This is a genomic window from Streptomyces sp. NPDC045021 (assembly GCF_056432645.1).
Genome location: NZ_JBWKIQ010000001.1, coordinates 321571 through 346633, shown reverse-complemented (window position 1 = coordinate 346633; position 25063 = coordinate 321571). Strand labels below are relative to the sequence as shown.

Below are 25063 nucleotides of genomic sequence, written 5' to 3'. Positions count from 1 at the left end.
ATCCGACGACTGATCCGAGGACCTGACGGCGGGCCCGATCCGGCCCGCTGTCAGACCGTCACCAGGCCTTTCGTCACTGTTCGGAACTGTTCGAAGGATCTAACATTTTCCTCATATCTGTCTGCAACGATCCTCGATGTGCGGCTCAGGCCCCGCACACCAGGGGAGAGGGACGCAGATGCCAGCCGCGCGGGACGAGACGTACGAACATGACGGGGCCGCCCCGGAGGAGATACCCGAGGCCACGGCCGACGGCCCGGCCGCCCCGACAGGGCGCGGCACCGGCCGGCGAGCACGGAAGATCGTCGCCTGGACGGCAGTCGGCACGTTGGTACTGCTGGTCGTCGCGGGCGGCGCGATCTACTACCGCCTCAACAGCAACATCCAGAGCTTCCCCGCGGAGGCGATGAGCAGGGACCGCCCGCCCGCCGCCGTACCCGACGCCACCGGGAACACCCCGGTCAACGTCCTGCTCATCGGCTCCGACTCGCGTGGCGGCGCCAACAGCAGCCTCGGCGGCGGAGAGAGCGGCACCGCCCGCTCGGACACCACGATCCTGCTGCACGTCTATGCCGACCACCAGCACGCGATCGGCGTCTCCATCCCCCGCGACACCCTGGTCACCATCCCCGCCTGCCGTCTGTCGGACGGGAGTTGGACCAACGAGCGGACCCACACCATGTTCAACGAGGCGTTCTCGGTGGGGGAGACCGACGCCGGCAACCCGGCCTGCACGCAGAACACGGTGGAGAAGCTCACCGGCCTGCGGGTGGACCACACCATCGTGGCGAACTTCGAGGGCTTCGCGGCGATGACGAAGGCCGTCCACGGGGTGGAGGTCTGCCTCCCGAACGACATCTACGAGGGCGACGTCAATCCGAAACTGGGCGCCAGGGGCAATGTGCTCCTCGGCAAGGGCAAGCAGAACGTCCAGGGCCAGCAGGCCCTGGACTACGTGCGGCTGCGGCACGGCATCGGGGACGGATCCGACATCGGCCGGATGATGCGCCAACAGGCCTTCCTCGGCTCGCTGGTGTCCAAGATCAAGGGGCAGGGGATCAACCCCACCACGTTGCTGCCGCTCGCGGACGCGGCGACCAAGTCCCTGATCGTCGATCCGGGTCTCGGCTCGGTGGCGAAGCTGCTGGAGTTCGGCTCGTCGCTGAAGAACATCGACCTGCACGACCTCAAGTTCCTGACCACCCCGTGGCGCTTCAGCGGCGAGCGCGTCGAGTTGGTCCAGCCCGCGGTCGACACCCTGTGGGCCACCCTCAAGGCCGACCGGACCATCGACGGGCAGAACGCCACCGGGACCGGGCCGCAGACCACTGCTCCGGCCGGGTCGCCGTCGTCGTCCCCGCCCGCTTCGGCACCGACGACCGGGACCGGCGGTGCGGGCGCCGGCGACAAGGACGACCCATTCGCTCAGGATTCGGCGAAGCCGACCGGAACGCCCACCGCGCTTCCCTCCACGGTCGTGGCCGACGCCCGCTCCGCGGATCAGGACACCTGCGCCAACACGGTCTTCGGTTCGGGCGGCTGACAGGCCCCGGCCGGCCCACGAAAGGTGGATGCTGGAGGGGAGGAGATGCGTCGCCATGCGTACTGGGAGTGAGCCGTTGACCGCACGCAGTCCGCTGCGCCTACGTCTGGGGCTGGCCGCGTTCGGGCTGGTCTGGGCGGTGGTGGGCGCGGTGGGGTTCGCGGTGGCGGGCCATATGGCGTGGGCGGTCGCGTTCGCGGTGGTGGGAGCGGTGGCCATCGTGGATCTGATCGTGGTGGGCCGGCACATCCGCCAGGGCGCGCACTACCAGCCGGGGCGTGACATTCCGCCGTACCTGCCGGACCGGGGCGGCACCCACCTGCGGCATCACGGACCCTAGGGCCTCTCCGGCCGGACAGTCCTAGCCGGGCCAGGCGCCCTCGGCGGCCAGGGCGAGGATCAGCGCGGCGATGTTCCAGGCGTCGTCCTCGCCGCGGTGGCGCCGCCCTTCCAGCGGCAGTCCCGCGATACGCAGGGCCTGCGCCATTCCGGGGCGCTTGCGCAGCCGGTGCGCCTGGGTGAAGGCCAGCTTCGCGTTGGTGTGCCGTTGCCCGAAGGGGTACTCGGTGTTGGTGGCCAGGCACTGCCGGGTGAACTGATGCCGGTCGTAGTCTCCCCAGCTGGCCCACGGCCGGCTCCCGGCCCGGTGCTCGGCGGCCAGCAGCCGGCAGGCCTCGGAGAAGCCGACGCCGGTCTCCACCTCGGCCTGCGTCAGGCCCGTCAGCTCGGTGCAGAAGGCGCTGACGGCGGACCGTTCGGGCCGCACCAGGATGCCGTGCCGCGCGACCCGCTCGCCCGTGTCGAGGTCGACGACGGTGAGTCCGATCTCGATGATCTCGCTCACCGCCCCTGGAGGCGGTTCGCCGGCCCAGCAGGTCGCCTCGACATCGATGACGTTCAACAGTCCCACGGCGCTGTCCATGCTGCCGAGCGTAGGAGACGACCACCCGCCGGTCACCTCGGTTTACTCCCCGGTCGTGCCGTCGATGCACTCCCGGAGCAGGTCGGCCTGGCCGTTGTGCCTCGCGTACTCCTCGATCATGTGGGTGAGGATGTAGCGCAGCGAGTACACCTCGTCGCCGTAGTGCCCGGTGTCGTCGAGGGACGTGGCGGCGTCCACGATGGCGCGGGAGCGTGCGCACTCCTCGTGCCAGACCCGGAACGCCTCGTCGGGATCGGCCGAGTCGACGTCCCACTCGCTGAACCGGCCGGGCTCCGGACGGGGCCAGTAGGGCTGAACGTTGTCGTCGTTCAGTATCTTGCGGAACCAGCCCCGCTCGACCTCGACCAGATGCCGGACCAGCCCGAGCAGGGACAGCTCCGAGGGAGGAACCGCCTTCTGCCTCAGCTGTTCGGTGGTCAGGCCGGTGCACTTCATGGTCAGCGTCTCACGCTGGTACTGCAGAAAAGCGGTCAGGCTCGCCCGCTCGTCCGCGACCCACGGCGGCTGGGTTCTCTCGTGATCTTGCATCGGGTCATCATGCCAACCGAGCCGGGTGCCCCGCCGGGATCAAACCGGTCAGTCCGCGGTCACGACGCGGGCAAGTTCGTTGAAGGCCGCACGGGTCTGCCGGGGGAGCTGACCGAAGTCGCCGAGCCCGCGCGTGCGCAGTGCCGCGGCGTCCGGGATCAACACCAGGGGAAGGGGTTGTCCGAACGCTTCCACCAACGGGCTCAGCCCCTCCCGGGACGCGATGAAGCCGTCCGTGTCGTACGCGGCCACGACGCATCGGTAGCTGAAACGGGTGTAGGGAGACATGCGCAGGGCCCGGAGCTGGGCCGCGGCCACCTGCAGGTCCGCGGGGCGCAGGGTGGTCGCGATGACCATCCGGTCCTGCTCGCGGATTCCGAGTACGCCTCTCACGTTGGACATGGGACGCAGGATGCTGTCGCCCGTCGACACGACGACGGTGCCGATTCCGCGCAGATGATCGACCATGGCGCGCAGAGCGGAAGCGCCGGGCACAGCGGCCACCGGGGTGGTGGTCTCCTGGTAGAGCACGTGCAGGCCGTTGGAGTCCCGGAGGGTGACCCACCGGTCCGCGTCCTGCGTCCCGGACCGGACCGGAACCCCGTCCAGGACGGCGCCCACGGGCTGGGGCGAGTCCGGATGCACGAGGAGTTGGTAGCCGAGCGTCGCGGGGCGGATGTCGAGCGGGGTCATCACCACATGCGGGGGGTCGGCCCGGCGCTGGAAGGCTGCGAGCGCCGATCCCAGCTGCACCGCGATCACGCTTCTCGCCGCTGAGTCCTCGGGGCCGAGGACGGCGACACACCGTCCGGCGGGGCCGGAGCCGGGGCGCAGCAGCGGTGTACGCCGCGGGCGACGCCGGGGCGGGCTGCCGGGAAACAGTGCGTGGGTGCGCGGTGCCTCAGGGGAACCAGGACCGGCGGGGGCGACCAGCGCGGCGGCCTCCGGATGCAGCGGGATCTGGGGGTACGGGACGGGGACGTCAGGTACCGCGGGAGTGTGGGCCACCAGCCGCAGACTGCCTGTGCCCTCGTCGACCCAGGCCCGGTTCTCCCGGGTCAGGAAGGTTTCGAACGGTAGCGCGGAACTACCTCGCGGCAAGCGGTGCTCAAGGAGCGCTGCGATGTCGGCAGCCGTGGCCCGCCGCGTCTCATCGGGTTCCGTGCACCCTTCGATCACTGCCCGCAACAAGGAGTATGCGGGGGCGTAGTACCCGACGTTGAAGGCGGTCTCCAGCAGCCGGCCCAGAGCGAGTACATCGTCCCCTTGCGTCGGCCTCCCATCGTCCGTTGCCGGCGGTAGGGCCGGCTGCCCGGCGCCGCGGTCCGGTGCGTCCGCCTGCGGGGCGGAGACGACGGCGCCGGACCACCCGATGATGAACGGGTTCTCGGCGGTGACCAGGATCCTTCCGGCGGTGAGTCTGCCGTGGACGACGCCGGCGGCGTGGCAGTGAGCCAGCGCATGGGACAGCCGGTAGGCGAGTTGAAGGATGACGGCGAGCGATTGGTGCCCCAGGAGAGACAGGGGCCGGGCCTGGTGTCCGTCGCGGGTGGCGATGAGTTGCATGGCGACCCACGGCATCACGGTGCCGTCCGCGTCGCTCCGTCCGCCGGCCAGCAGCCGTGGAACGCAGGGATGCGAGCAGCGTTCGAGCGCCTCGATCTCGTTGCGGACCCTGGCGTCGAGCTCCAGCGATTCGGCGTCCTGCGCCCTTTCGCCAGGGGGCAGGCGCGGGTGGCGTACGGCGCCCAGCCGGATCGCCGCCCACCGGCCGTCCGGATCCAGGCCCGCGTACAGCGGGTCGTCCTCGTCCTCGTACTGCAGACCCAGCGGGGCGGTGAGCGTGAACGGGCCGACAGCCTTGGGGTCGTCGCCGCTGGGCGGCCACCAGATCCGCCTTCGGCCGGTGGTCGGGCGGCGGGAGGTGGTGCGGGGCGTACTCGGCGCCGAAGGGGGCAGGGCCATGTACTCGCTCCAGGGGATGCCCCCGGGCTGCTGCAGTTCCGGCGAGAGGCCTTCGGGCGGGGCGGGGGGCTGCGTCACCAGGCCGGTCAGCCCCAGCCGTTCCAGCATCGGCGCGCCCAGCCAGGCGAAGGCCTGGGCGTCGGCGGGCAGCAGGTCGGCGCCCTCGTTGTGGGCGAGCCAGGCGGGGAAGTCCGGTGCGCGCCCGATGAGGTCGGCCACCTTGTCGGAGACCCGGCGGGTCGTGCGGATCAGTTCTCCGGTGGGCACGGCGTCCAGGAGCACATTGCGCACGGGTTCGGGGAAGGCGAAGACCTGGTTCTCCAGGTAGAGCCGACGGACCCCGGCCGGCGAGGTGTCCGGGGTGTCAGGGGCGCGGGTGGCAGGGGGTGCGGCGGTGGGACGCAACAGGCCACCGAGGAAGACCTCCGCCAGATGGGCGGTCGTGGTCGGTGTGGGCGCCGAATCGGCGACCAGCCGCATCACCGGCACGGTGAGCGGGGACAGCGCCGCGAGATAGCAGGCGAGCCGGTACGCCTCGGGCGACGCCGACCGGCGGAAGCGGCGAAGGTCCTGTGCGGGTTCCTCGGTGTCCGGGCTCCCGGCCGACGCGGCGTCCGGGGCGCCGGCCGGGGCCTCGTCCGTCCCCTGCGCCCAGCCGGACTCCGGGGCCCACAGGGGAAGCGTCGCCGTGGCCGCCGCAGACGCCACGACCCGCGTCCATTCGATCAGCGCGGTCGCGTCGGGTTCGAGTACCGGGACCGGTATGCCCTGCCAGGGCGCGAGTTCCGGCGGCAGCAGCGGGTCCTGGACGTGCCAGCGGGTGTTCGCCACCCCGGGGCGCGGCGCCCGTACCTGCCACCGGCGGGTGCGCAGACCCGAGCCGGCCCACATGCGGGGCGGGAGGGCGTGGATGAGGGCGGTGGGACCGCACGCCGCCCACTGGGCGATGACCCGGGTGACCTGACGGCCGTGCCAGAGGGGGTTGGCGCCGTCCGTGACCACCAGGACCATGGTCCGGCCCGAGGGGTCGGCGAGTACGGCGGGAGGCAGCGTGGACTGGGCGTTCCCGAAGGGATGGTTGGTGAGGGCCGGGGGTGCGTCCCTCTCCAACCGCAGGGCGAAGACGCGGATCTGCCGGAACGCCCCCAACTGGCGCATCAGGGTGTGCAGTTCGGAGCAGAGCGAGCGCCACAGCTGCATGGACATGCCGTCGTCCAGGACCAGAGCCAGGTCCAGCCACCGCTGCCGGCCGGGCTCCATGACCACGTCCAGGGTTCCCGTCTGCGCGATGTGTTCGACGGTGGCCGCCTCGTCCAGTTCCTGGCGCTCGATGTCCGCCCGGTGCTGCTTGAGGGGGCGCAGCGCGCGGGCCGCGATCAGCGGGGTACGCAGGACCCGCGGCTGCGGGATCCTGACCGGCTGGGCGCGGGGCGGGGGAGGCGGTGGTCCTTGCGGGCCGTCCGAGCCTCGCGGCGGGTCGTCGTCGCCGAGCGCGTTCGCGTCCTCGGCGGGTGCGCCGTCGTCGGCCGGTGCGGCGGGCGCGGCGTATGCCGGCGTGCTGCCGCCCTCCGCCGGGCTGTCGGTGTCCTCGGCAGGATCGGTGGTGGCGGCCGGACGCCAGGGAAGGGCGGGGCGCCGCTCCGGAAGGCCGCCGGCGGGTGCGGGGTCGTCCGCCGTACGTCCCGGTTTCTCCGGCGAAGCCGCGGGGCCCAGGCCCAGCGCGAGGGCCAGGGGTGCGGCATCGGTGGTCACCGGCATACGCTCGGCGAGCCACAGGATGTCCACCAGCTCCTCGTGGCTCAGCGCCGAGCCACCCTGCGCGGCGTCGGGGTCGGCGAGGATCCTGGAGAGCCTGGACAGGCGGCCGGTCACCGCTACACGGCTCCGCCGAGTCGGTGCAGCACCGCTTCGAGTAGCCCTTCGGCGTCGAGGTCCACGCCTCCAAGGCGCAGATGGGCCGCGTTGAGGAGCTGGTCGGTGGCCAGCTCGGCCGGGGCCCTGCGGGCCAGGAAGGTCACCATCAGGTCCTCCACACGGTCCAGCGCCTCGTCACCCAGATGCGCCGCCACGATGGCGCGCAGCCGCTGCTCGTCCGGTTCGGGAAGGTCCAGCCGCAGGCAGCGGCGCAGGAACGCCGGCGGGAAGTCGCGTTCGCCGTTGCTGGTGATGACCACCACCGGGAACTCGCCGCAGCGCACCTGCCCGGCCCGGACCGGCACGGGCGCTCCCCGGTCCGCGCTGTGCACCTCGATGTGCTCCTCGCCGGACCGCAGCCGGGTCAGTTCGGGGATCTCGAACTCACCCTCCTCGAAAACGCCGAGCAGGTCGTTGGGAAGATCGACATCCCCCTTGTCCAGTTCGTCGATGAGCAGGACGCGTGGCCGGTCCGTGGCGGTGAACGCCGTTCCCAGCGGTCCGAGGCGGATGAAGTCGCCGATGTAGGGATCGGGGCGGCCGGCGCCCGTCCCGAGGTTCGACTCGCGCAACCGGCCCACGGCGTCGTACTGGTAGAGAGCCTCCTTGAGGGTGGAGCGGCTGTTGATGGGCCAGCGCAGCACCTTGCCGAAGCGCAGCTCATGGGCGATCGCGTAGGCCAGCGACGACTTGCCGGTACCGGGATGGCCGGTGACGAGCAACGGCCGGCGCAGGTGGAGGGCGGCGTTGACGACGTCGGCCTGGGGCCGGCTGATGAGATAGGGACGGTAGGGATCCGCGTTCTCGCCGGCCTCGGATCCGTCCTCGTCCCGGGGGTGGAAGCGGCGCCAGGGCGGCGGTTCCGGCATGCTGATGTCCCGCGGCCGTCCGTCGCCGTGGAACAGCCGCCAGCCGTCCGCGGGACCCTCGGCGTGCGGGTGCGTCTCAGGTGTCGGGTCCGAGCGCGGTTCCGGCTCGGGCTCGCGGGACAACTTCACGGACAGGCCTCCTTGAACGAAGGGTCGCTCCACCGGTCCTCGGGCACCGGCCTGGCGATGTCGTCCCAGATGACGACGGGTCCGGTGGCGGCATCCGCCGCCTCGCCCAGCGCGCGGGCGCGTTGCTGTCGCACGCGGTAAGGCATCGTACGGGCCGGCCCGTTGAGCATCAGGGCCGCAAGCCGGTCACGCGATCCCTCCTCCGCGCCGCGCTCCCACAGCACGACAGGGACGCCCATCAGGATGCAGACCGCGCGCAATGCCGCCCGGTGCTCCTCGGCGCAGTCCAGGATGACCCGGGGCACCCCGAGGTCGGCCTTGAGCAGCCCGTAGATCTGCCGGGACGACATGTGTTTGCGGTCCAGTCGCAGGAACCCGCCACGGTTGATCTCCGCCGAGCGCCGCTCCCAGCTCAGCGGGTGGTCCTCGGCCCGCACCCGCAGCTGCGGGCAGCGGATGACCACGGCGTACTCGGCGCCGAGCACCACGGGAACGTCGGCCGGCTCCGGCTCGTCACCCCACTGGTCCACGGGGAGGTCGAGTTCGTCGGCGTCGAGGATGAACTCGATGACGGAGGTGTCCTGGTGGCGGCCGTGCGCGGCCTTGTTCTCGCGGACCAGCAGGCGGTGCAGGATGCGGGCCAGGCGGTCCTGCGTCTTCGGATCGTCGTCGTCCAGCACCTTTCTGGCCTCCCCGTCCCCGGGGTCGTACCAGGCGGTGCAGCGGTAGGTGTCGTCCCCGTGCGGCGCGACCTTCACGCTCAGGCGCGGGATGCCGGTGGCGGAGGCCGCCGGCTGGGACGCGGCCCATTCCGCGGCTTCGACCTGCCGCTCGTCCAGCGCCGGCTGCGTCACGCCGAGCCGGCGGGCGACCCGGTCCGACCACTGCGTCAACCGACCTGCCTGGGCAGCGGAGCAGAGGGCCGCGAGAAAGACGACGGCCCGCAGTAGCGCGGGGACCCGCGGTGTGCCGGGCGGTACCGGGGCGCTGTCGCCCCAGTAGCCCTCCAGCCGTTCCACCAGCCGCAACGCCGCCTCCAAGGACGTCTCGGCGGCGCCGGGACCGGACTCCTCGACCGGCGTCGTGTCGGCCGGGTCCGATCCGGTGGGGACGGTCCCCGTCGAGCCCGTCCCGTTCGCGTCCCCGGTCGTGCCCGTCTCGTCCCAGACGGTGGTGTACCGCAGCGCGGCACGTACCGCGCCGGGCAGGAAGCCGAGCACGACCCGGTCCTTGAGCAGTTCGACGAGCCACTGGTACTCCCGGACCGACAGCAGGCCGGGTACGAGCGCCGCCCGGCCTACCGCCAGCAGCCGGAACGACTCCGCCCGGCGGGTGGGCGCGAGCCACTCGGTCAGGGCCGCCATCGCCCGGGGCGTGGAGAGCACCAGGTCCACGAGCTCGTCGCTGGAGGGCGCCTCGCTGGATCCCACCGGCAGCCCGAGTTCCCCGGCCAGGTATCTCCCGGCCTCGCGGCGCGAACCGGTGTCGGGAAGGACGTCCGCCACCACGGCGGCCAGGGCGTACCGGGTCGCGCTGCCGCCAGGGGCCGCCGCGGGCGCGCCCGCCGGGGACGGGAAGGGAAGCTCCACGCCTGTCGCGCGCGCCGCGGACTCCAGTTCCCGGCGAACTGCCTGCCACGGAAGCACCACGGTCCTGCGGAGCACGGAGTCCGCGACGGCCCCGGCCGACGCCGACCGCATCACGGCCACGACCAGGCCCACCGCGGCCTGTTCGGCGTCGCACCACACCGGGCCTCCGCTGTAGCCGGGCCCCACGGCCGCTCCGCGCAGCGTGCCGTCGACGAATCCGAGATCGGCGTCGTAGGCCTCGACGACACCGTCGGCGAAGGTGAACGACTGGCCGCCGCCGTACCAGGACCGTACGGACTGGCTCCGGGCCATCGGCTTCCACATCACCGGCGGGACGTCCTGCGGTGGTGCGTCCAGGGCCAGCAGCGCGAGGTCCCCGCACCACACGGTGTCCTGCGGTCCGGCCGGACGCCGGTCCGGGCCCGCCTGCCGCGGCGGAACCCATACCACCGGGCGGGCGGATACCGGGCCGGCCGGCGCGAGGTGCGGAAAGGAGATCGGGATCCGCGCCCGCGCGGGCGGCTCCTGGGTGAACATGGGGCGGGCCAGGGCGTCATTGACGACATGGGCGCAGGTGAGCACGAGTCCGGGAGCCACCAGGACACCACCGCCGGCGGGTGTGCCCCGAGCGGCGTCGAGGACGGTCGCCAGCGACGGCCGGGCACCGCCGTCGGACGCGGCGGAGGGCGTGAACCATGCCACGGGTCACGGTCCCGCGTTCGGGTCGGCGGGACCGGCGGCTGGTTCTTCCGGCGCGCGGGTGAGATTCCAACTGGCCGTGATGGCCAGACTCACCTCGCCGGAAGCGCCCACGACGGCGACTTTGAGATCGTTGCCGATGCGGACCCCCAGCGTCACCGTGAGCTGGTCGGGCGGCGTCGCCGCCGAGGCGACCGTGTCGTGCACGCTCTGCAGTACGGGCACCAGCGGGGCGAGTACTCCTCGCAGCGTACGACCCGTCACCCGCGCCAACCGCCCTCCCGCGGCGACCGGACGTGACGGTCCGAACCCCGGTACCCGCTCCGCACCGTCCGTTTCCGCTGCCGTGCCTTCCTGGACGGCGGGAGCGAAAGCCTGAACAGCCACGACGGTGCCGTCGTCGAAAGCGAACTCCAAGAAGTCGGTCACGGCCCCAGTGTGCTCACAACCACCCGCGCGGTGGGTGTACTTGGCAATCTTCAGCCCGGTGGTTCCGGGTTCCGCCGGCAGGGTCGCGCACGATTCCCTCCGGGGCCGACCGACCGGTCTACTGGCGCGCGAGCGGCCTGGTGGCGGGGGAGAAGCGGAACGACACGGCCTCCATGACCGGGTGCCGCTTGGTGTTGTGGAAGGCGGCCACCCGCCACCGTCCGTCGATGTCGCGGATCACCGTGGAGGTCTGCACCTTCCTGAGCTTCCTGGGGGGCTTGTTGCCCTTGTGGACGTCGCCCCGGGAGAGCACTACGGCGGTGTCGGGTCCGATGAACCGGATGTCGGTGGTCTCGCCGGCCAGCCGGGTGCCCTTGAGGAACGTGGCCAGCAGCGCGCGGTGCCCCTCCACGATGTCGGTCCGCCCCTGGTAGAGCGTGCCGGCGAAGGTCGTGTAGGTGGCGTCCGACGTGAAGTGCTCGCCGTAGGCGTCGGCGTCCGCACGGCCCCAGGCCTCGTTCATCCCCTCGAACAGTGCGGTGATGTCCCGCAGGTCAGCGGTGCGGTCGGTGCCATTGGTGGCCATGTCGGTCCTCCCGTTGGTTACACTGTCAAAGAATCTGCACGACTGAAGTATCTGCATGCGTGCAGATATTAGTGAAGGGGAGGCGGCTCGGGATGTCAACCGTTCGCCGGGAAGACGCTCATCGGATCTACCGCCGCTACGTGGACGCGGTGGTCCTCAACGGGCAGGCGGGCGCCGAGATCGCCGGTCTGCACACCACCGACCTGCGCGCCCTGAGCATTCTGGATCTGGCCGGCAGCCTCACCTCCGGTGAGCTCGCCGAGCGCACCGGACTGACCACGGGCGCCACCACCCGGCTGATCGACCGTCTGGAGCGCCGCGGCCTGGTGCGCCGGGCCGTCGATCCGGCGGACCGGCGCAAGGTCATCATCGAGCCGGTGGCGGGAGCCACCGGTGGTGTGGATGTCGAAGCGGTGGCCGGGCCCGCCCGTCGCCGGGTCGGCGAGGTCCTCGCCCGGTACACCCCGGAGCAACTCGACGTCCTCTTGGACTACTTCGAGCACGCCGCGACGGCCTACCACGAGGCCACCGAGGAGCTGCGGCGCAATGCCGCCCGCCCGGCCGGACCGGAGGGCGCTACCGGGTGACGGCAGCCGGAAAATTTGTGGTGGATCCCGCGCTGATCACCGATGATGGCGAACATGTCCATCCGTGGGAGGACCAGGCAGTGACAGGCGATCGGGAGGAAGCTCTCGGGGCGGCAACGACCGACCGGCTCCTGGAGGTCGCCTGCGACGAGTCGGGCTCGGACGGCGAGAATCTCCTCGGCGGCAACACCGATGTGTTCGCACATGCCAGCGTGCAGTGGGATGTCGAAGCAGCGGCGGACAGTATCCAGGAAATACGGAACAGAATTCGTTCTCCGGCGCAGGAGTACAAAGCCAATCATCTGCTCCGTGAGAAACATCGTCCGGTTCTCACCTGGCTGCTCGGGCCGCTGGGGCCGCTCCACGGAAATGCGCACGTCCACCTCACCGACAAGGCGTTCTTCGTCGTCGGCAGGGCTGTCGATCTGCTGGTCGGGGGCGCCGTACACGCGGCGAGTGCGGGCCTGTGGCAGGACGAGGAAGCCCATTCCCTGGCCGTCGCCTTGTATCGCGAGGGCCCCCGGTCGTTCCGGCCGGAACAGTGGCAGGCATTTCTGGAATCGTCCAACAATCTGATGCGCACCAAGAATCTCTGGGGTGCGCGGACCCCCGTCGACTCCTTCTTCCGTACGGTCGACGACCTGCGCAGGACCGGTCCGGACGGCCGGGTCGACGACATCCTGGGACGGCTCGCGGGGGCCAGGTCGCACGCTGATGCATTCCGGGCCCGGCTTCTCGACGATCCGACGATGATTCCCGCGCTGGACCCGCTGATCCCTTCGATCGTCAGGACCGTCGCGCACTGGAGTGACGGAACGCGGCCCGTCTCCATTGTTCACGACAGAAACAACACGCTGACAGAAGAACGGATCGCGCAGCTCAAAGAGATATTCGGCAAGCCGCGCCCAGCTCTTTCCGGGACTCTGCCGCAAGGCCGTTTGACGAGTGTGACACTTGTCAGCTCGCGCTCGGATGCCCGAATTCAACTCGCCGACTTCCTCGCCGGTGTGGCGCGAAAGATCGCGTCGGACGAACTCAATCATCGGGGCGACGCGGAACTCACCGGACTGCTGCGTCCGTATGTCGATGACGCGTCGTTCTGGGGAGACGCCAGAAGCTGGTCCCTGCTGAGCCCGGTGGCGAGCGCCCAGCTGTAGGGAGCCGACAGGCACGCGCCGGGGGTGGATGTGCCCCGGACCGATCTGCCCGGACCGATGTGCCCCGGACCTGATCCGGGCCCCGGGGCGCACCGATCCCGCGACCTGGTCTGGTTCAGTTCAGGAAGGCGGCGGCGTTGGACTCGGCCCACTGGGCATAGGTGAGGGCGGGGCGGCCCAGAATCCGCTCCACCTCTCCGGTCACCAGGGCGGGACGTCCGACTGTGTCCGCGAGGAAGCTCAGCAGCGAATCGATCATTTCCTCCTGGACCCAAGTGGTGTGGGCGAGCATCGCCGCCTTCGCGGCCTGGGGGGAGATCTCCTGATACCGCAGCGGACGGTCCAGAGCGGCGCCGAGGATCTCCACCTGTTCCGCGATGGTCAGTTCCTGCGGACCGGTCAACGAGGGGGCCCGTCCCAGCAGTTCGTCCTCCAGCAGGGCCCGGACGGCGACTGCGGCGAGGTCCGCCTCATGGATCGGTGCGGTGCAGGCACCGGCGTACGGACCGTGCACGACGTCGCCCGCCCGAAGCTGCGCCTGCCACTGCAGGGCGTTCGAAGCGAAGGCGCCGGGGCGCAGATGGGTCCACTGCGGGAAGTCCGCCTCCACGGCCTTTTCCAGGTTCCGGTGGATCGCGGCGGTGCTGCCCTCGACCGCGGCTTCGCCGTCCGTCGCGACCAGCAGCGAGGAGAGGGTGACGACCCGGCGCACGCCGGCCTCCTTCGCGGCGTTCAGCAGGGCCGCGGTGCTGTCGGGCGCGCCGGCGATGTTCAGCACCAGTGCGCTCACGCCCGCGAAGTCGGGTGCGGCGCTGTCGCACGGTTCGACCCCGGCGGGCAGGTCCGCGTGCTCGGGTGTGCGGGTCAGCGCCCGCACCTTCTTTCCCTGCGCGGCCAGTTCCGCGACGAGCGGGCGGCCGAGGTTTCCGGTGGCTCCGGTGACCATGATCATGGCGAGTCGTCCTCTGAAGAGTCGGCGGGGCGGATCTGTTTCCCTGTCCCTCCCGAGAGCTCGCGGGCGACCCGGAGTGTGACAGGGAGCCGCCGCGTGTGGCCCACATCACCGCGCCGGAGTAGGGGCCGCGGCCAGGTCAGGGCCCGGCAGCCGCCGGGAGAAATGCCGGGCACGTCACCGGGCCCCCTGTTACCGTTGGCGGCATGGAGATCACCAGGCGCATCACTGCCGCGACCGCGCGAGCTACCAGCTCGTCGGTTGCCGCCGCCTGACCTCACTCCTCATCCCCGGCGACCGGAAACGGCCGCCGGTGCGCTGTACGACTCCTGTTTCGCAGTCCGTGCCCACGGTCCCTTCCGGTCCCCATGACCCGAAGGAACCACTGCCATGAACACCGACCGGACCGTCAGCACGTTCATCGACTTCTTCCGCGACCGCGGACACCGGCGCATCACCGGCGATTCGCTCCTGCGGCCACCCGGAGACCCGGTGCTGTTCACCACCTCCGGCATGCACCCGCTCACCCCGTACCTGCTGGGCCGCCCACATCCGCTCGGACAGCGCCTGGTCGGCCTCCAACGCTGCTTGCGCACCACCGACCTGGACGAGGTCGGTGACCGTACGCACCTGACCGTCTTCGAGATGCTGGGTTCGTGGTCACTCGGTGACTACGGCGGCTCGCAGAGCCTGCGTTGGGGGTACGAGCTGCTGCACGACGGCTTCGGCATCCAACCCGGCCAACTGCACGTCACCGTCTTCGGCGGCGACGACCAGGTCGGCCCCGACACCGATTCCCTGCGGACCTGGAACGAACTGGGGGTGCCGGTGGAACTGACCCGGGAGGACAACTGGTGGTCCAACGGTCCCACCGGGCCGTGCGGTCCCGACTCGGAGATCTTCGTATGGACCGGGGACACTCCACCGCAGGGCACCCCGAGCAGCGACCCGCGCTGGGTCGAGGTGTGGAACCACGTGAAGATGCGCTACCACCGCCATGACGACGGCAGCCTCCAACCGCTGCTGCGGCCCAGCATCGACACCGGGCTGGGGCTGGAACGGCTCCTGACCGTCCTGCAGAACAAGCGGTCGGTGTTCGAGTGCGACATCTTCGACCCGTGGATGAGAACGGTCCCGGGCCTGTGGGACACCGACGAGGAGTCGCTGCGTGTCGTCTGTGACCATCTGCGGTCGAGCATCGTGGTCATCGGCGACGGCGTTCTCCCCTCCAACACCGGACGTGGCTACGTCCTGCGCCGGTTGACGCGCCGGTTGCTGACCACCCTGTGGCGCGAGGACCCCTCGCGGACGTTGTCCGACCTTCCCACCGAGCTGCTGGAGCACACGCTCGACCACTTCCAGCAGACGAGCGAGGTCGGACACGTACGAGAGGTGCTGCTCGACGAGGAGCGACGCTTCTCGAAGCTGCTGGAGCGGGGCCGGCTGGTGCTGTCCCGGCAAGGGTTCGACAGGCCGTTGCGCGAGGAGGACTACAGCTATCTGCACGAGACCCACGGGCTACCCCGTGAACTGGTCGACAGCCTGGGATCCGAGGAGCGGTGACCGTGCGGCGCGTCATGGGAGTCCGGTCGGTGCGGCGATCAGCGGGCCGAAGCGACGGCGAGCAGGAACCAACCCGTGTGCGGGATCCACTGTTCCGCCCACCGCCAGGCGTCCCCCGGCGGGGCGTCGGGCGGAAGGAAGGCGATGTCCTCCTCGTCGGACCAGCCCGAGGTGATGCCGTTGACGATGCCGCCGGGAATGTTGGGGAAGTCCGACGCGTAGTCGACGTTGTTGCGGCCGCGGCCCTGGATCATCGACGCGTCGAACGGATTGCGGCCGGTGATCCACGCCAACTGGTCGTCGGCGAAGGCACCGAGCCGGGCGCGGTCGTCCTCGCCGGCGTCGTCGAGGGCGGAGCACGCGCAGGCGGCCGCGGCCAGCGAGGAGATGGTGGCGTTCTCCCCCTGCCACCAGTAACCCGTCTCGTTGGCATGGGGGAAGAAGAACGCGTCCCGGGCCGCCGCGCCGGAGGGCTGCACCCGCTGGCGTGGATAGCCGAACGGGTTGGGCACCGCGTGGGTGCGCCGGAGCGTGTCGAGCATGGCTTCCAGGGCCAGCGCCCGAGCCGGGGCGGCCTCCGGTGAGCCGGGCAGCACGGCGGCGAAGCGGGTCAGCGCCAGCACCGGCAGTCCGGCCTCGGCGGCGTGGAAGAACGGGCGTCCGGCCGCGTCCGCGCTGAACCAACCCGGGCCGTCGGCGGGTCGTACGTACCGGGAGAGAAGTGACCGCGCTCGCCGCCGGGCCGCGTCCCGGGCCTCGGTCTCCTCGCCCGCGTCCGCCGCCACGAGTTCGGTCGCGGCCAGCAAGGCCGCGTAGTCGTCGACGATCGATTCGGTGCCGTCGTCGAGGTATTCCAGGTTGTGGGCTTCGAGGTGGACGAACCCCTGGACCGCGGCGGAGAGGTACTCGGTGCCGGTGAAGTCGCCGTGGTCGTCCAGCGTCGCGGCGCGTGCCAGGGCGGCGATCGCCAGACCACCGCCCTGCCGGTACGCGGCCTGGTAGCGGTCGGTACGAACGCACTCCGCCAGCGGCGCGGTCACGACGCGCTCGTCGAGCTTCTTGGTGAGCGCGTCGAAAATGCCGGTGTAGAAGTACCCTTCGGGCGCCCGGAAGCGGACGAGGAAGTCCGCGCCCCACAGCGCCTCGTCGCGCAGCCGGGCGCCGAGCGAACGCACCAGCGCGGGGTGCCGCTCGGCGATCGAGTCGCGGGCGGCCATCATGGCCCAGGCGCACAACGGCATCTGCTGCGGGCTCATCGTGCGCGTGTAGGTGAGGTGGCTGAGGAACTTGCTGGTGTCACCGCTCGCGTCGAGCCAGCCGCCGCGAGCATCGACCTCCCGGCCGGTGTCGTCGCCCCACAGCGCGGCGCGCCGGTCCTTCCGGTCGATCTCGCCGCTGGATCGCATCGCTTTGAAGTACGCCAGCACGTCGGACATCGTCCGGCGCTGCAGCAGGTCCGCCGCGATCTCGAACGCGTCCGAGACGGTGCGGTGGCCGTCGCCGCCGACGACACGGACCGTGTACCGACCTGGCCGCAGATCCTGCGGCAACTCGACGCGCGCGAACGGGCCGTGCCGCCAACCGGGCACCGCCTGGACGGGACCGGCTATGAGCTGCCGCACGACGGTCGCGTCGGCGGCCAGCAGCTCGACCCGCTGCGGCGCGCGACCGTCGGGCAGGACCACCACGACAGCCTTCGACGCCCCGAGCCCGTAACCGAGATGGCCGAGCAGGACGGCCGGCGGCGCGGCGCTCTCCCCGCCCGTCACGTCATCCGTCGAGCGCATCCGCGAGCACCGCCCCTTCCGTCACGCCGAAGAAGATCTACGGCGAACCTACGCCCCTCCACCGGCGTCATGCTCGGCGGTGGCCCGGCCGGCACCCTGCGCGGATCCGGACCGTGGTGGAGCGGATATTGTCTCCGCCATGTCAGTCGATCTCGGTTTCACCTGCTCCTGTTGTGGCGAGCACCACGAGGAACTCCCGATGAGCTACTCCACCATTGCTCCGGACATCTGGGAGCCGGGCTTCGCCAACGACGCCGACAGCGTCCTGTCGTCGGACCAGTGTGTGATCAGGAATCAGGCCTTCTTCGTCCGCGGCCTGATCGAGATACCGGTGATCGGAACCACGGACGTCTTCGCCTGGGGTGTGTGGATCTCACTCAGCCGTGAGAGCTTCACGCGGGCGAGCGAGCTGTGGGAGACCCCCGGCCGGGAGACCGAACGACCCTATTTCGGCTGGCTGTCGACGGAGATCAGCCTGTATCCGGAGAGCACCACCGATCTCAAGACGAACGCCCACACCCGCCCCGTCGGCCGGCGTCCCCGCGTGGAACTCGAGCCCACGGACCACCCGCTCGCGGTGGAACAGCGAACCGGCATCACCATGGACCGGGTGCGACAGATCGCCGAAGCGGTGCTGCACCCGCAGATCTGACGCCTGCGGGAGACTGCCGACCACCCGGGCTCGCCGGAGGCCTCGGCCCACCCCGTGAGATGCTCCTCGCATGCTTCTCGACACGACTCGGCTCCGCCTGCGGCACTTTCGGCCCGCCGACGCGGCGGCGCTCTCGGCATACCGCTCGGACCCGGATGTGGCCCGCTACCAGGGCTGGTCCGCCCCGGTGTCCGTCGAGTCGGCAGCCTCGCTCATCTCGAAGTTCAACGGCGATCCGGCCCGGCCCGGCTGGTTCCAGTACGCGATCGAGCTCAAGGACGAGGGCTGTCTGATCGGCGATGTCGGGGTGAACCTGAACGAGAACCGCATGCAGGCCGACCTGGGGTTCACCCTCGCTCGTGACCGGCAGGGCCGCGGATACGCGACCGAGGCGGTGAGCGCTGTGCTGAAGGACCGGTTCGCGGGCGGTCTGCGCCGGATGTCGGCGGAGTGCGACGCCCGCAACCTGAGTTCGGCGCGCCTGCTGGAACGGCTCGGATTCCGGCTCGAGGGGCGGCGTCCGGCGTTCACCTGGCTCAAGGGCGAGTGGACGGACGATCTCCTCTACGGCCTGCTCGCCGACAGGCCGTTCAATCCGGATGCGCCGGCGGATCGCCTTCGCGCAGACTGCACGGATGTGCGCTGACACCTCCCGGTCGCCCCAGGCGAGAGCGTTGCGGCACGTCGCGGACCGATCCGTGGGCGGACCGCTCGACGCCGGGCTGCGCGTGACGATGAACCTGCATCCCGACCGTGACGCGGGCGGCCTGCCGATCCTGCGCAGACTGGCGCGGGACGGCGTCTACTACTCGCAGTTCGTGACCGGCACCAGCAACGGCGGTCTGACCGCCCACCCCGGCGGGGACCGGTGGCGCTGGGAGAGCCGGATCTTCGGCGGCGCCTACGACGGCGCTGCCGCCCATGAGCGCCCGGTGTACGGTGCGCTCAACTTCCGTCGCGAGCACATCGGTGCGGCGCCGCGGTTCGGCTCCTCGCACTTCCGGCTGACCGCCGACGCCGTCACCCGGGCCACGTTCTGCTATCCGGACAGCTCCACCGAGCCGTCGGACTTCGGCGTCGCCACCAGCTGCGCACTCGTCGAACTGGCCACGGCCGGAGACCTGGACGCTCTGGACGGCCATGTCGAGGCGCAGATCCACGGACCGGTCCGGCTCGACCGCGATGTGGAGGCGCTGGTCCTCGATCCCAGCTATCGCGGCACGGCCGTGGAAGCCGCGGCCTCGGAGCTTCCGTGTCCCGTCGAATGGCACGGCGGATTTCGGCTCACCGTCGAGCGGCTGCGGCGCCACCCGGACTTCCGCGGCCGGGAGTACGTCGACCTGGGCGCCGTGATCGCGGTCGACGGCCGGCTCGACCCGCGGATCATCGGAGACGCCGCCCGCACCGGTCGCTACGACACGCAGGCGCTCAAGAAGGTCTGGCACTGCCTCGCGCGCTTCGGCTCGCCGCTGGGGGCCGGCGACGACGCTCCGAGCCAGGTCGCCGCGGGCGGTTGAGCGGTGTCGCGGTGCCCGTGACCGGGCTCGCGCGTGTCGGCGGTCCGCCGGGCTGCGGTCGGGGATGGTGGTGGGCATGAACGAGCAGCGGTTCGAGGTGTGGGCGGCCGGGGATGCCTACGAGCGGTACATGGGCCGGTGGAGTCGTCTCGTCGCGGAGGGGTTCGTGGCGTGGCTCGACCGCGAGGACGGTCTGCGATGGCTGGACGTGGGCTGCGGTACGGGGGCGCTGACCGCGGCGGTGGTCGGCCGGTGCCGTCCCCGGACCGTGCTGGGGCTGGATCGCTCCGCCGGGTTCGTGGCATCGGCCCGTGCCGCCGCTCCGGCGCCGGCCGGCTTCGTGGTGGCCGACGCGCTCGCGCTCCCCGTACGCGACGAGGCCTGCGACGTGGCCGTCAGCGGGCTGGCGTTCAACTTCCTTGCCGAGCCGGCTGCGGCGGTGGCCGAGGCGGTCCGGGCGGTGCGTCCGGGCGGGCTGGTCGCCGCGTATGTGTGGGACTACGGCGAGGGCATGGCCTTCCTGCGTCATTTCTGGGATGCCGCGGTGGAGGTGGATCCGTCGGCCGCCGCACTGGACGAGGGCCGACGCTTCCCGGTCTGCCGCCCGGATCCGCTGCGCGCGCTGTGGACGGGTGCGGGACTGGCCGATGTGGCCGTCGCCCCGATCGACGTCCCCACCGTCTTCACCGGTTTCGCCGACCTGTGGGAACCGTTCCTGGCCGGCCAGGGACCCGCCCCCGGCTTCGTCGCCACTCTCGACCCGACCGCTCGGGACCGCCTGCGCGAGACGCTCCGCGCGGCCGTACCGACCCGGCGGGACGGATCGATCGCGCTCACCGCCCGCGCGTGGGCGGTCCGGGGCCGAACGCCGAACCGCACCTGACGCGGCCGTCCCCGTGGCCGGTGGGCCGGGATTTCGGCCGGGCTGTCGGCCGGGCGGGTGCTGACCAGCCGCCTCAGCCGGCCACCATGCCCGTGATCAGGACGTCGATGCCGTTGGCGAGCCGCTCGGCGGCCGAACCGGTGGTCAACTCGGTGGCGCTGGCGGCGAGATGGGGGTAGCGATCGGGGTCGAGTGCGGCCAGTCGTGCTTCGATGCCGGAGTCGGCGTGGCGGCGGTCCTGCGCCTGCTGCAGCGGGTCCCGCGGCGTGGCGGGGGAGTCGTGGACGCTCGCCTCGTAGGCGACCGCGCCGATGTACATGGCGATGAGGTCGCAGTTCCAGGCGGCCTTCTGCCGGGGTAGACCGGCGGCCAGCAGCAGACCGAGGATCCGGTCGAACATCGCCGCCCACGCCGGGCCCGTAGGAATGTGGCCGAGCGAGACCCGGCCGATGCCGGGGTGTTCGTTCAACGCGTGGACGGCCGCGGTGATGGTGCTGGTCAACTGCGCGCGCCACCGGCCGGCGTCGATCGGCTGCAGCGGGACGGTGGCGATGACGGCGTCGTGCAGCAGCAGGAGCAGGTCCTCGCGGTGGGCCACGTACACGTAGAGCGAGGCGGGCCCGGTCTCCAGCTCCGCTGCCACGCGGCGCATGGTCACGGCGGCCAGGCCCTCCTGCCGGAGCACCCGCAGCCCTGCGGTGACCACCGCCTCGACGCTCAGCGGGGCCTTGGCCGGACGGGTCCTGGAGCTGCGGTGAGGGGCGGTCATGGGCCCAGGCTAGCACTTGACACGAACACTGTTCGCGACGAACGGTGTTCGTTACTCCGGGGCCGGGAGATGCGGCCCGTCGAACCCGAGGAGCCCCCGTCGTGGAACTCTCCATTCCGCCGTCCCGTCCCGGCACGGCCCCGCCGCCCAGCTGGGCGGCACCGCCCTGGGGTCGGGGTAGTCCGTCGACACCTGGCAGCTGCTGCCCGGCACTTTCGTCGCCGGGCTCGGCATGGGAATGGTCGTCCCGCCACTGTTCGGCGTGATCCTGGGATGTGTCCACCGCCGAGGTCGGCTCCGCCTCCGGTGTACTCAACGCCGTGCAGCAGCTGGCCAACGCTGTCGGCGTCGCCCTGCTGGTGACGGCCTACTCCGCCTTCACCGACCACGGCAGGTCACCCACGACCGCGCTCGCGGGCACCACAGCCCTGACCGGCGTGCCGCTCGCCGGCGCCCTGCTGCTGTCGTTCCGGCTTCCCGAGCGGGCCCGGTTCGAGGCCTGAACCCGCGCTCGCCGCGGTGCTCGGGGGCGGCTACTCGGCGTCGACGGCCGCGGCCAGGGAGAGATCGATGTGCCGCAGCGCGGCCACCGTGAACGCCGTCGCGAACTCACCCGCCACCCGCGGGCTGAGCGAGCCGGCGCCCAGGGCGCAGCGCGCGCCCTCCACGGCGAGCCCGACGATGAAGGAAGCGCACAAGGTCGCGCTGGCTCCCCACGGCGGCCGGCCGTGCGATGCCGCGAATTCCCTGATCAGGTGGGCGATCCGGTCGGTGGCCGCGGTCATGAGGCGGTGCCGGGCGGCCGGGACGGTGCCCGAGGCCTCCGAGCCGAACAGGAGCCGGAACTCATGGGGATGCTCGGCGGCATAGTCGAAGAAGGCGAGGGTCCCGGCCCGTACCTGCTGTTCCAGCGAAAGGCCCTTGGCCGCGACCTGGGCCTGGAAGAGCTGCCGGGCCAGGTTCTCTGCGGCCCGTTCGCTGCAGTGCTTGTAGAGGTCTTCCTTGCTTCCGAAATGCGAGTACAGCGTCGGTTTGGTGGAATTGGCGCGGGTGGCGATGGCCTCCATGGTGGCGGCCAGGTAGCCGGCCTCCGCGAACACGGCGCACGCGGCGTCCAGCATGACCGATTCTCTGGAATGGGACGCGGCGCGTGTGCGTCGCCGTCCGGTTACGGAGAGGTCTTCCGGCGATGGTGTGGCGCTCCCCGCATCGATCATGAATGGCACTTTACTCCACGGTAAAGTCGACATAGGCTTTACTTCGCGGTAATGCTGCCTGGTGCGGTAAAACCGTCAAGATCATTCGAGTGCGAATAGGTATGCCGCACTCGGCTCGACCCACTTCCCCTTGGGAAGTGGCCCCATCCCGTGTCCGGGCCGCCCCACAGCGAGGGCGGCCTGGGCCAAGTGGAGGCCCTTATGCGCCGACCTCGCCCTTTCACGGGCGCCCCCGCCGAAGCACATCTGCTTGGGCAGCCGGGTGGCGGGCGGCAGCACGAAGGCCCAGCCCCGCACCGGCATCCGTCCGTGCCGGTGGTGCCCAGGCAGGATCTCCTGACGGGCGGTCCCTGGCCGCTGCCTCGTACGCCGACGGCGTGTCGCCAGGCCAGGACGGCGCTCCGCGACGTGCTGCGGCAATGGGGCATGGAGCATTTGACGGATACCGCGGAGCTTCTTGTCAGCGAACTGGTCACCAATGCGGTGCGCTACGCGCCGGGCCCCATCCATCTGACCGCCCGGGGCGGCCACGCGCTGCGCTGCCACATCGACGACGGCAGTCGCCTGCTTCCCCGGCTGCACAACGCCCGGCCCGACGACGAATTCGGCCGCGGTCTCGCCCTTGTCGACCAACTCGCCAGTGACTGGGGTGTGGACCTCACCGACCGCGGCAAATCCGTCTGGTTCGAGCTCAAGGGCGCGAGCTCCTCCTGAAATGAGCGACAGCCGGACGGGCGGGTCCGGAATTAACCTTCACGCGGTGCCGGGGCGAATGGGCCGTCCAGGGCCGCCCATTGAAGCAGCATGATGGTTTTGGCATCGGCGATGTCGCCGGACCGGACCAGCTCCAGGGCCCGGGTGAAAGGGAGTTCGACGACTTCGATGTCCTCGCCCTCCTCCGCGAGCCCGCCGCCGTCCGTATTGCGCGTCCCGGAGTCGTACGGCGCCGCGTAGAAGTGAAGACGTTCGGTCACCGATCCGGGGCTCATGTAGACATCGAAGACATGCTCCACCGCACCGATGGTGTGGCCGGTCTCCTCCGCGGCTTCGCGCCGGATCGCCGTCTCGGGACCGTCCTCGTCGAGCAGACCGGCGGCGGTCTCCAGGAGCATGCCGTCCGGATGGCCGTTCGCGTAGGCGGGGTAGCGGAACTGGCGGGTCAGCAGCACGGTGGCGCGGTCGCGGTCGTAGAGCAGGACGGTGGCGCCGTTGCCGCGGTCGTAGGTCTCGCGCTGTTCGGTGCTCCAGTGACCGTCGGAGTGCTGGTAGTCGAACGTGGTGGTGCGCAGGACGTACCAGTGGCACGACAGCAGGGTGACCCCACGGACCGCGACCCGGGGATTGCCGGTCAGTTCGAGTCCGGCCCGGTCCAGTCGGGTCCGTCCACGGCGGTCGGGCGTGTCGATGCCGGCCGTCATCGGGCGGCGGGGATCTCGTCGAGGTGGTGGAAGACCTGCTTGCCCAGGGCCTCTGCCCGGGTGGTCATCAGGTCGGCCCCCGCGGAGGGTCCGCCGATGCGCCAGACCGCGTCGCACCGGACCAGCAGACGTTCCGCGACGGGATGGAAGATCTCGTCGAAGTCCGGATCGCCGATGCCGGCGGAGCCCGCGGCCTCGATCAGCGGAAGGGCGAGCGCCTCGCCGGTGACGGGCAGGTGCCCGGCGCGGAACAACGTCAGCGCGGCCCGGTTCATGGCCTCGACATTGGAGGCGAGTTTCGCCGGGTCGTCGCCCGTGCCGGACCGGTAGGGGCCGGCGACAAGGATCATCAAGGGGTGGGGCGGGGCGGGCATCGGGAGCCTTTCGTCGGAGAGTGGGGTGCGGCAGGTGTGGTGCGGCGGGCGCGGTCCGGCAGACATGCTGCTGCGGGCGTGGGTCAGATCAGTTGGGTTCTGACGCCGGCCTCGCGGAGTGCGGCGAGAGTGGCCGGTCCGGCGGGGTGGGTGTCCGGGTCGTCGCCGGCCGCATCGGTGACGAAGGTGTCCACCGCGTCCAGAGGGGCGACCCGGCTGAACGCCTGGACCCCGAGCTTGGTGGCATCGGCCACCGCGATGGTGCGGGTGGCGCGGGCCAGAGCGGTCTGTTTGACGGCGCAGTCGTCCAGGGAGAACTCCGACCAGCCGTGATCGGCGTGCACTCCGCCGATCGACATGACGAAACAGTCGAAGGCCAACCCGTCCACGGCGCGCAGCGCCAGCGGTCCCACCAGGGACCGCTCGGCGGGGCGTGACTCCCCGCCCAGCACGAGCAGCCGGATACCGGGCTGGTCGGCCAGCCGCACGGCCGTCTGCAGGCTGAGGACCGCGACCGTCAACGGGGCGCGTGCGATCAGATGCGCGGCGACGTGCACGGTGGTGGTGCCCGCGTCGAGCAGTACGGTCCCGCCCGGTTCCACCAGCTCGGCCACGGCCGCACCCAGCCGGTCCTTGGTGGCGGCCTGCCAGGGCTCGCGCGCCGCGAACCCGGAACCCTGCTCGGGCAGGCCGACCGCGACCGCGCCGCCGTGCACCCGCCGGACCATCCCCTGGCGTTCCAGCTCGTCCAGATCCCGGCGCACGGTCATCTCCGACACACCCAGCCGCCGGGCCAACTCGGCGACACCCATCCGCTCGGCCCCCTGGACCAGGCGCAGCGTGACGTCGAGACGGTTCGCAGTACTCATGCCTCCAGGTCTAACACATTCGTGTTCGTTTTGGTAGATCAATGTGCGTCGCCCAGGGCCGGCCAACGGGAACGCGATGGGGCGGACGGCGAGTTGCTCGCCGTCCGCCCCGGTTCAGGCCGCG

Annotated in this window: 25 protein-coding genes; 11 read left to right on the top strand and 14 right to left on the bottom strand. The window is 71.2% G+C overall.

The window, feature by feature from the left end:
* The first annotated feature begins 178 nt into the window (after positions 1-178).
* Complete coding sequence (locus AC07DC_RS01590; protein ID WP_478910801.1) at positions 179-1543, top strand: LCP family protein; 1365 nt, start codon at positions 179-181, stop codon at positions 1541-1543.
* Positions 1544-1598: 55 nt separating this feature from the next.
* A complete protein-coding gene (locus AC07DC_RS01585; protein WP_478910799.1) occupies positions 1599-1883 on the top strand; it encodes a DUF6343 family protein in 285 nt (94 codons plus the stop codon).
* Positions 1884-1904: 21 nt separating this feature from the next.
* On the opposite strand, the gene AC07DC_RS01580 is transcribed toward AC07DC_RS01585, so the two are convergent.
* From AC07DC_RS01580 to AC07DC_RS01550, 7 genes are all read right to left on the bottom strand, one after another.
* Positions 1905-2465: a 3'-5' exonuclease gene (locus tag AC07DC_RS01580; RefSeq protein WP_478910797.1), complete on the bottom strand. Its 561-nt coding sequence runs from the start codon at positions 2463-2465 to the stop codon at positions 1905-1907.
* A gap of 42 nt (positions 2466-2507) precedes the next feature.
* Positions 2508-3014, bottom strand: a complete 507-nt coding sequence (locus tag AC07DC_RS01575; protein WP_478910795.1) for a DinB family protein — start codon at positions 3012-3014, stop codon at positions 2508-2510.
* Between the two features lie 48 nt (positions 3015-3062).
* Complete coding sequence (locus tag AC07DC_RS01570) at positions 3063-6851, bottom strand: SAV_2336 N-terminal domain-related protein (RefSeq protein ID WP_478910794.1); 3789 nt, start codon at positions 6849-6851, stop codon at positions 3063-3065.
* Between the two features lie 2 nt (positions 6852-6853).
* Positions 6854-7762 (bottom strand): AAA family ATPase, encoded by a 909-nt coding sequence (locus AC07DC_RS01565; protein WP_478912566.1) that lies wholly within the window; start codon positions 7760-7762, stop codon positions 6854-6856.
* Between the two features lie 125 nt (positions 7763-7887).
* On the bottom strand, positions 7888-10182 hold the full coding sequence (locus tag AC07DC_RS01560; RefSeq protein WP_478910792.1) for a VMAP-C domain-containing protein: 2295 nt from the start codon (positions 10180-10182) through the stop codon (positions 7888-7890).
* Positions 10183-10185: 3 nt separating this feature from the next.
* On the bottom strand, positions 10186-10608 hold the full coding sequence (locus AC07DC_RS01555) for a CU044_2847 family protein (RefSeq protein WP_478910790.1): 423 nt from the start codon (positions 10606-10608) through the stop codon (positions 10186-10188).
* A 118-nt stretch (positions 10609-10726) separates the two neighbouring features.
* Positions 10727-11194 (bottom strand): SgcJ/EcaC family oxidoreductase, encoded by a 468-nt coding sequence (locus AC07DC_RS01550; protein ID WP_478910788.1) that lies wholly within the window; start codon positions 11192-11194, stop codon positions 10727-10729.
* A gap of 92 nt (positions 11195-11286) precedes the next feature.
* Between AC07DC_RS01550 and AC07DC_RS01545 the strand changes: the two genes are divergently transcribed.
* Both AC07DC_RS01545 and AC07DC_RS01540 read left to right on the top strand, forming a co-directional pair.
* Positions 11287-11781 carry a MarR family winged helix-turn-helix transcriptional regulator gene (locus tag AC07DC_RS01545; protein WP_478910786.1) on the top strand — a complete coding sequence of 165 codons (495 nt, stop codon included), beginning with the start codon at positions 11287-11289 and terminating at the stop codon, positions 11779-11781.
* Positions 11778-12938 (top strand): DUF3800 domain-containing protein, encoded by a 1161-nt coding sequence (locus AC07DC_RS01540; protein ID WP_478910785.1) that lies wholly within the window; start codon positions 11778-11780, stop codon positions 12936-12938. The genes AC07DC_RS01545 and AC07DC_RS01540 overlap by 4 nt, the downstream gene beginning before the upstream one ends.
* Positions 12939-13053: 115 nt before the next feature.
* On the opposite strand, the gene AC07DC_RS01535 is transcribed toward AC07DC_RS01540, so the two are convergent.
* Positions 13054-13890 carry an NAD(P)H-binding protein gene (locus tag AC07DC_RS01535; RefSeq protein ID WP_478910783.1) on the bottom strand — a complete coding sequence of 279 codons (837 nt, stop codon included), beginning with the start codon at positions 13888-13890 and terminating at the stop codon, positions 13054-13056.
* 390 nt (positions 13891-14280) lie between these two features.
* Here AC07DC_RS01535 and AC07DC_RS01530 point away from each other — a divergent pair, with 390 nt between their 5' ends.
* Positions 14281-15453: an alanine--tRNA ligase-related protein gene (locus tag AC07DC_RS01530; protein ID WP_478910781.1), complete on the top strand. Its 1173-nt coding sequence runs from the start codon at positions 14281-14283 to the stop codon at positions 15451-15453.
* Positions 15454-15491: 38 nt separating this feature from the next.
* Here AC07DC_RS01530 and AC07DC_RS01525 read toward each other — a convergent pair whose 3' ends face one another.
* Positions 15492-17240 carry a glycoside hydrolase family 9 protein gene (locus AC07DC_RS01525; RefSeq protein WP_478910780.1) on the bottom strand — a complete coding sequence of 583 codons (1749 nt, stop codon included), beginning with the start codon at positions 17238-17240 and terminating at the stop codon, positions 15492-15494.
* Between the two features lie 139 nt (positions 17241-17379).
* Here AC07DC_RS01525 and AC07DC_RS01520 point away from each other — a divergent pair, with 139 nt between their 5' ends.
* The 4 genes from AC07DC_RS01520 to AC07DC_RS01505 all read left to right on the top strand — a co-directional run bounded on the left by AC07DC_RS01520 (position 17380) and on the right by AC07DC_RS01505 (position 20292).
* A complete protein-coding gene (locus AC07DC_RS01520; RefSeq protein ID WP_478910778.1) occupies positions 17380-17892 on the top strand; it encodes a DUF2199 domain-containing protein in 513 nt (170 codons plus the stop codon).
* 70 nt (positions 17893-17962) lie between these two features.
* The gene (locus AC07DC_RS01515; RefSeq protein WP_478910777.1) at positions 17963-18538 is read left to right on the top strand and encodes a GNAT family N-acetyltransferase; all 576 of its coding nucleotides are present in this window, start codon (positions 17963-17965) and stop codon (positions 18536-18538) included.
* A complete protein-coding gene (locus AC07DC_RS01510; protein WP_478910776.1) occupies positions 18528-19409 on the top strand; it encodes a DUF3626 domain-containing protein in 882 nt (293 codons plus the stop codon). The genes AC07DC_RS01515 and AC07DC_RS01510 overlap by 11 nt, the downstream gene beginning before the upstream one ends.
* Positions 19410-19485: 76 nt before the next feature.
* Positions 19486-20292: a class I SAM-dependent methyltransferase gene (locus AC07DC_RS01505; RefSeq protein WP_478910774.1), complete on the top strand. Its 807-nt coding sequence runs from the start codon at positions 19486-19488 to the stop codon at positions 20290-20292.
* A 73-nt stretch (positions 20293-20365) separates the two neighbouring features.
* Here AC07DC_RS01505 and AC07DC_RS01500 read toward each other — a convergent pair whose 3' ends face one another.
* The gene (locus AC07DC_RS01500) at positions 20366-21061 is read right to left on the bottom strand and encodes a TetR/AcrR family transcriptional regulator (protein WP_478910773.1); all 696 of its coding nucleotides are present in this window, start codon (positions 21059-21061) and stop codon (positions 20366-20368) included.
* Between the two features lie 275 nt (positions 21062-21336).
* Between AC07DC_RS01500 and AC07DC_RS01495 the strand changes: the two genes are divergently transcribed.
* Positions 21337-21564, top strand: coding sequence for a hypothetical protein (locus AC07DC_RS01495; protein WP_478910771.1), 228 nt, complete (start codon positions 21337-21339; stop codon positions 21562-21564).
* 30 nt (positions 21565-21594) lie between these two features.
* On the opposite strand, the gene AC07DC_RS01490 is transcribed toward AC07DC_RS01495, so the two are convergent.
* Positions 21595-22182, bottom strand: coding sequence for a TetR/AcrR family transcriptional regulator (locus AC07DC_RS01490; RefSeq protein ID WP_478910769.1), 588 nt, complete (start codon positions 22180-22182; stop codon positions 21595-21597).
* A 297-nt stretch (positions 22183-22479) separates the two neighbouring features.
* On the opposite strand from AC07DC_RS01490, the gene AC07DC_RS01485 reads away from it, so the two are divergent.
* Positions 22480-22992 (top strand): ATP-binding protein, encoded by a 513-nt coding sequence (locus AC07DC_RS01485; RefSeq protein ID WP_478910768.1) that lies wholly within the window; start codon positions 22480-22482, stop codon positions 22990-22992.
* 32 nt (positions 22993-23024) lie between these two features.
* Here the strand turns inward: AC07DC_RS01485 and AC07DC_RS01480 are convergent, their stop codons facing one another.
* From AC07DC_RS01480 to AC07DC_RS01470, 3 genes are all read right to left on the bottom strand, one after another.
* The gene (locus AC07DC_RS01480) at positions 23025-23696 is read right to left on the bottom strand and encodes an NUDIX domain-containing protein (RefSeq protein WP_478910766.1); all 672 of its coding nucleotides are present in this window, start codon (positions 23694-23696) and stop codon (positions 23025-23027) included.
* Complete coding sequence (locus AC07DC_RS01475; RefSeq protein WP_478910765.1) at positions 23693-24070, bottom strand: DUF4406 domain-containing protein; 378 nt, start codon at positions 24068-24070, stop codon at positions 23693-23695. Before AC07DC_RS01475 ends, AC07DC_RS01480 begins: the two co-directional genes overlap by 4 nt.
* An 83-nt stretch (positions 24071-24153) precedes the next feature.
* Entirely contained in the window at positions 24154-24939 is a 786-nt protein-coding gene (locus tag AC07DC_RS01470; RefSeq protein ID WP_478910763.1) for a DeoR/GlpR family DNA-binding transcription regulator, read from the bottom strand.
* Between the last annotated feature and the right edge of the window lie 124 nt (positions 24940-25063).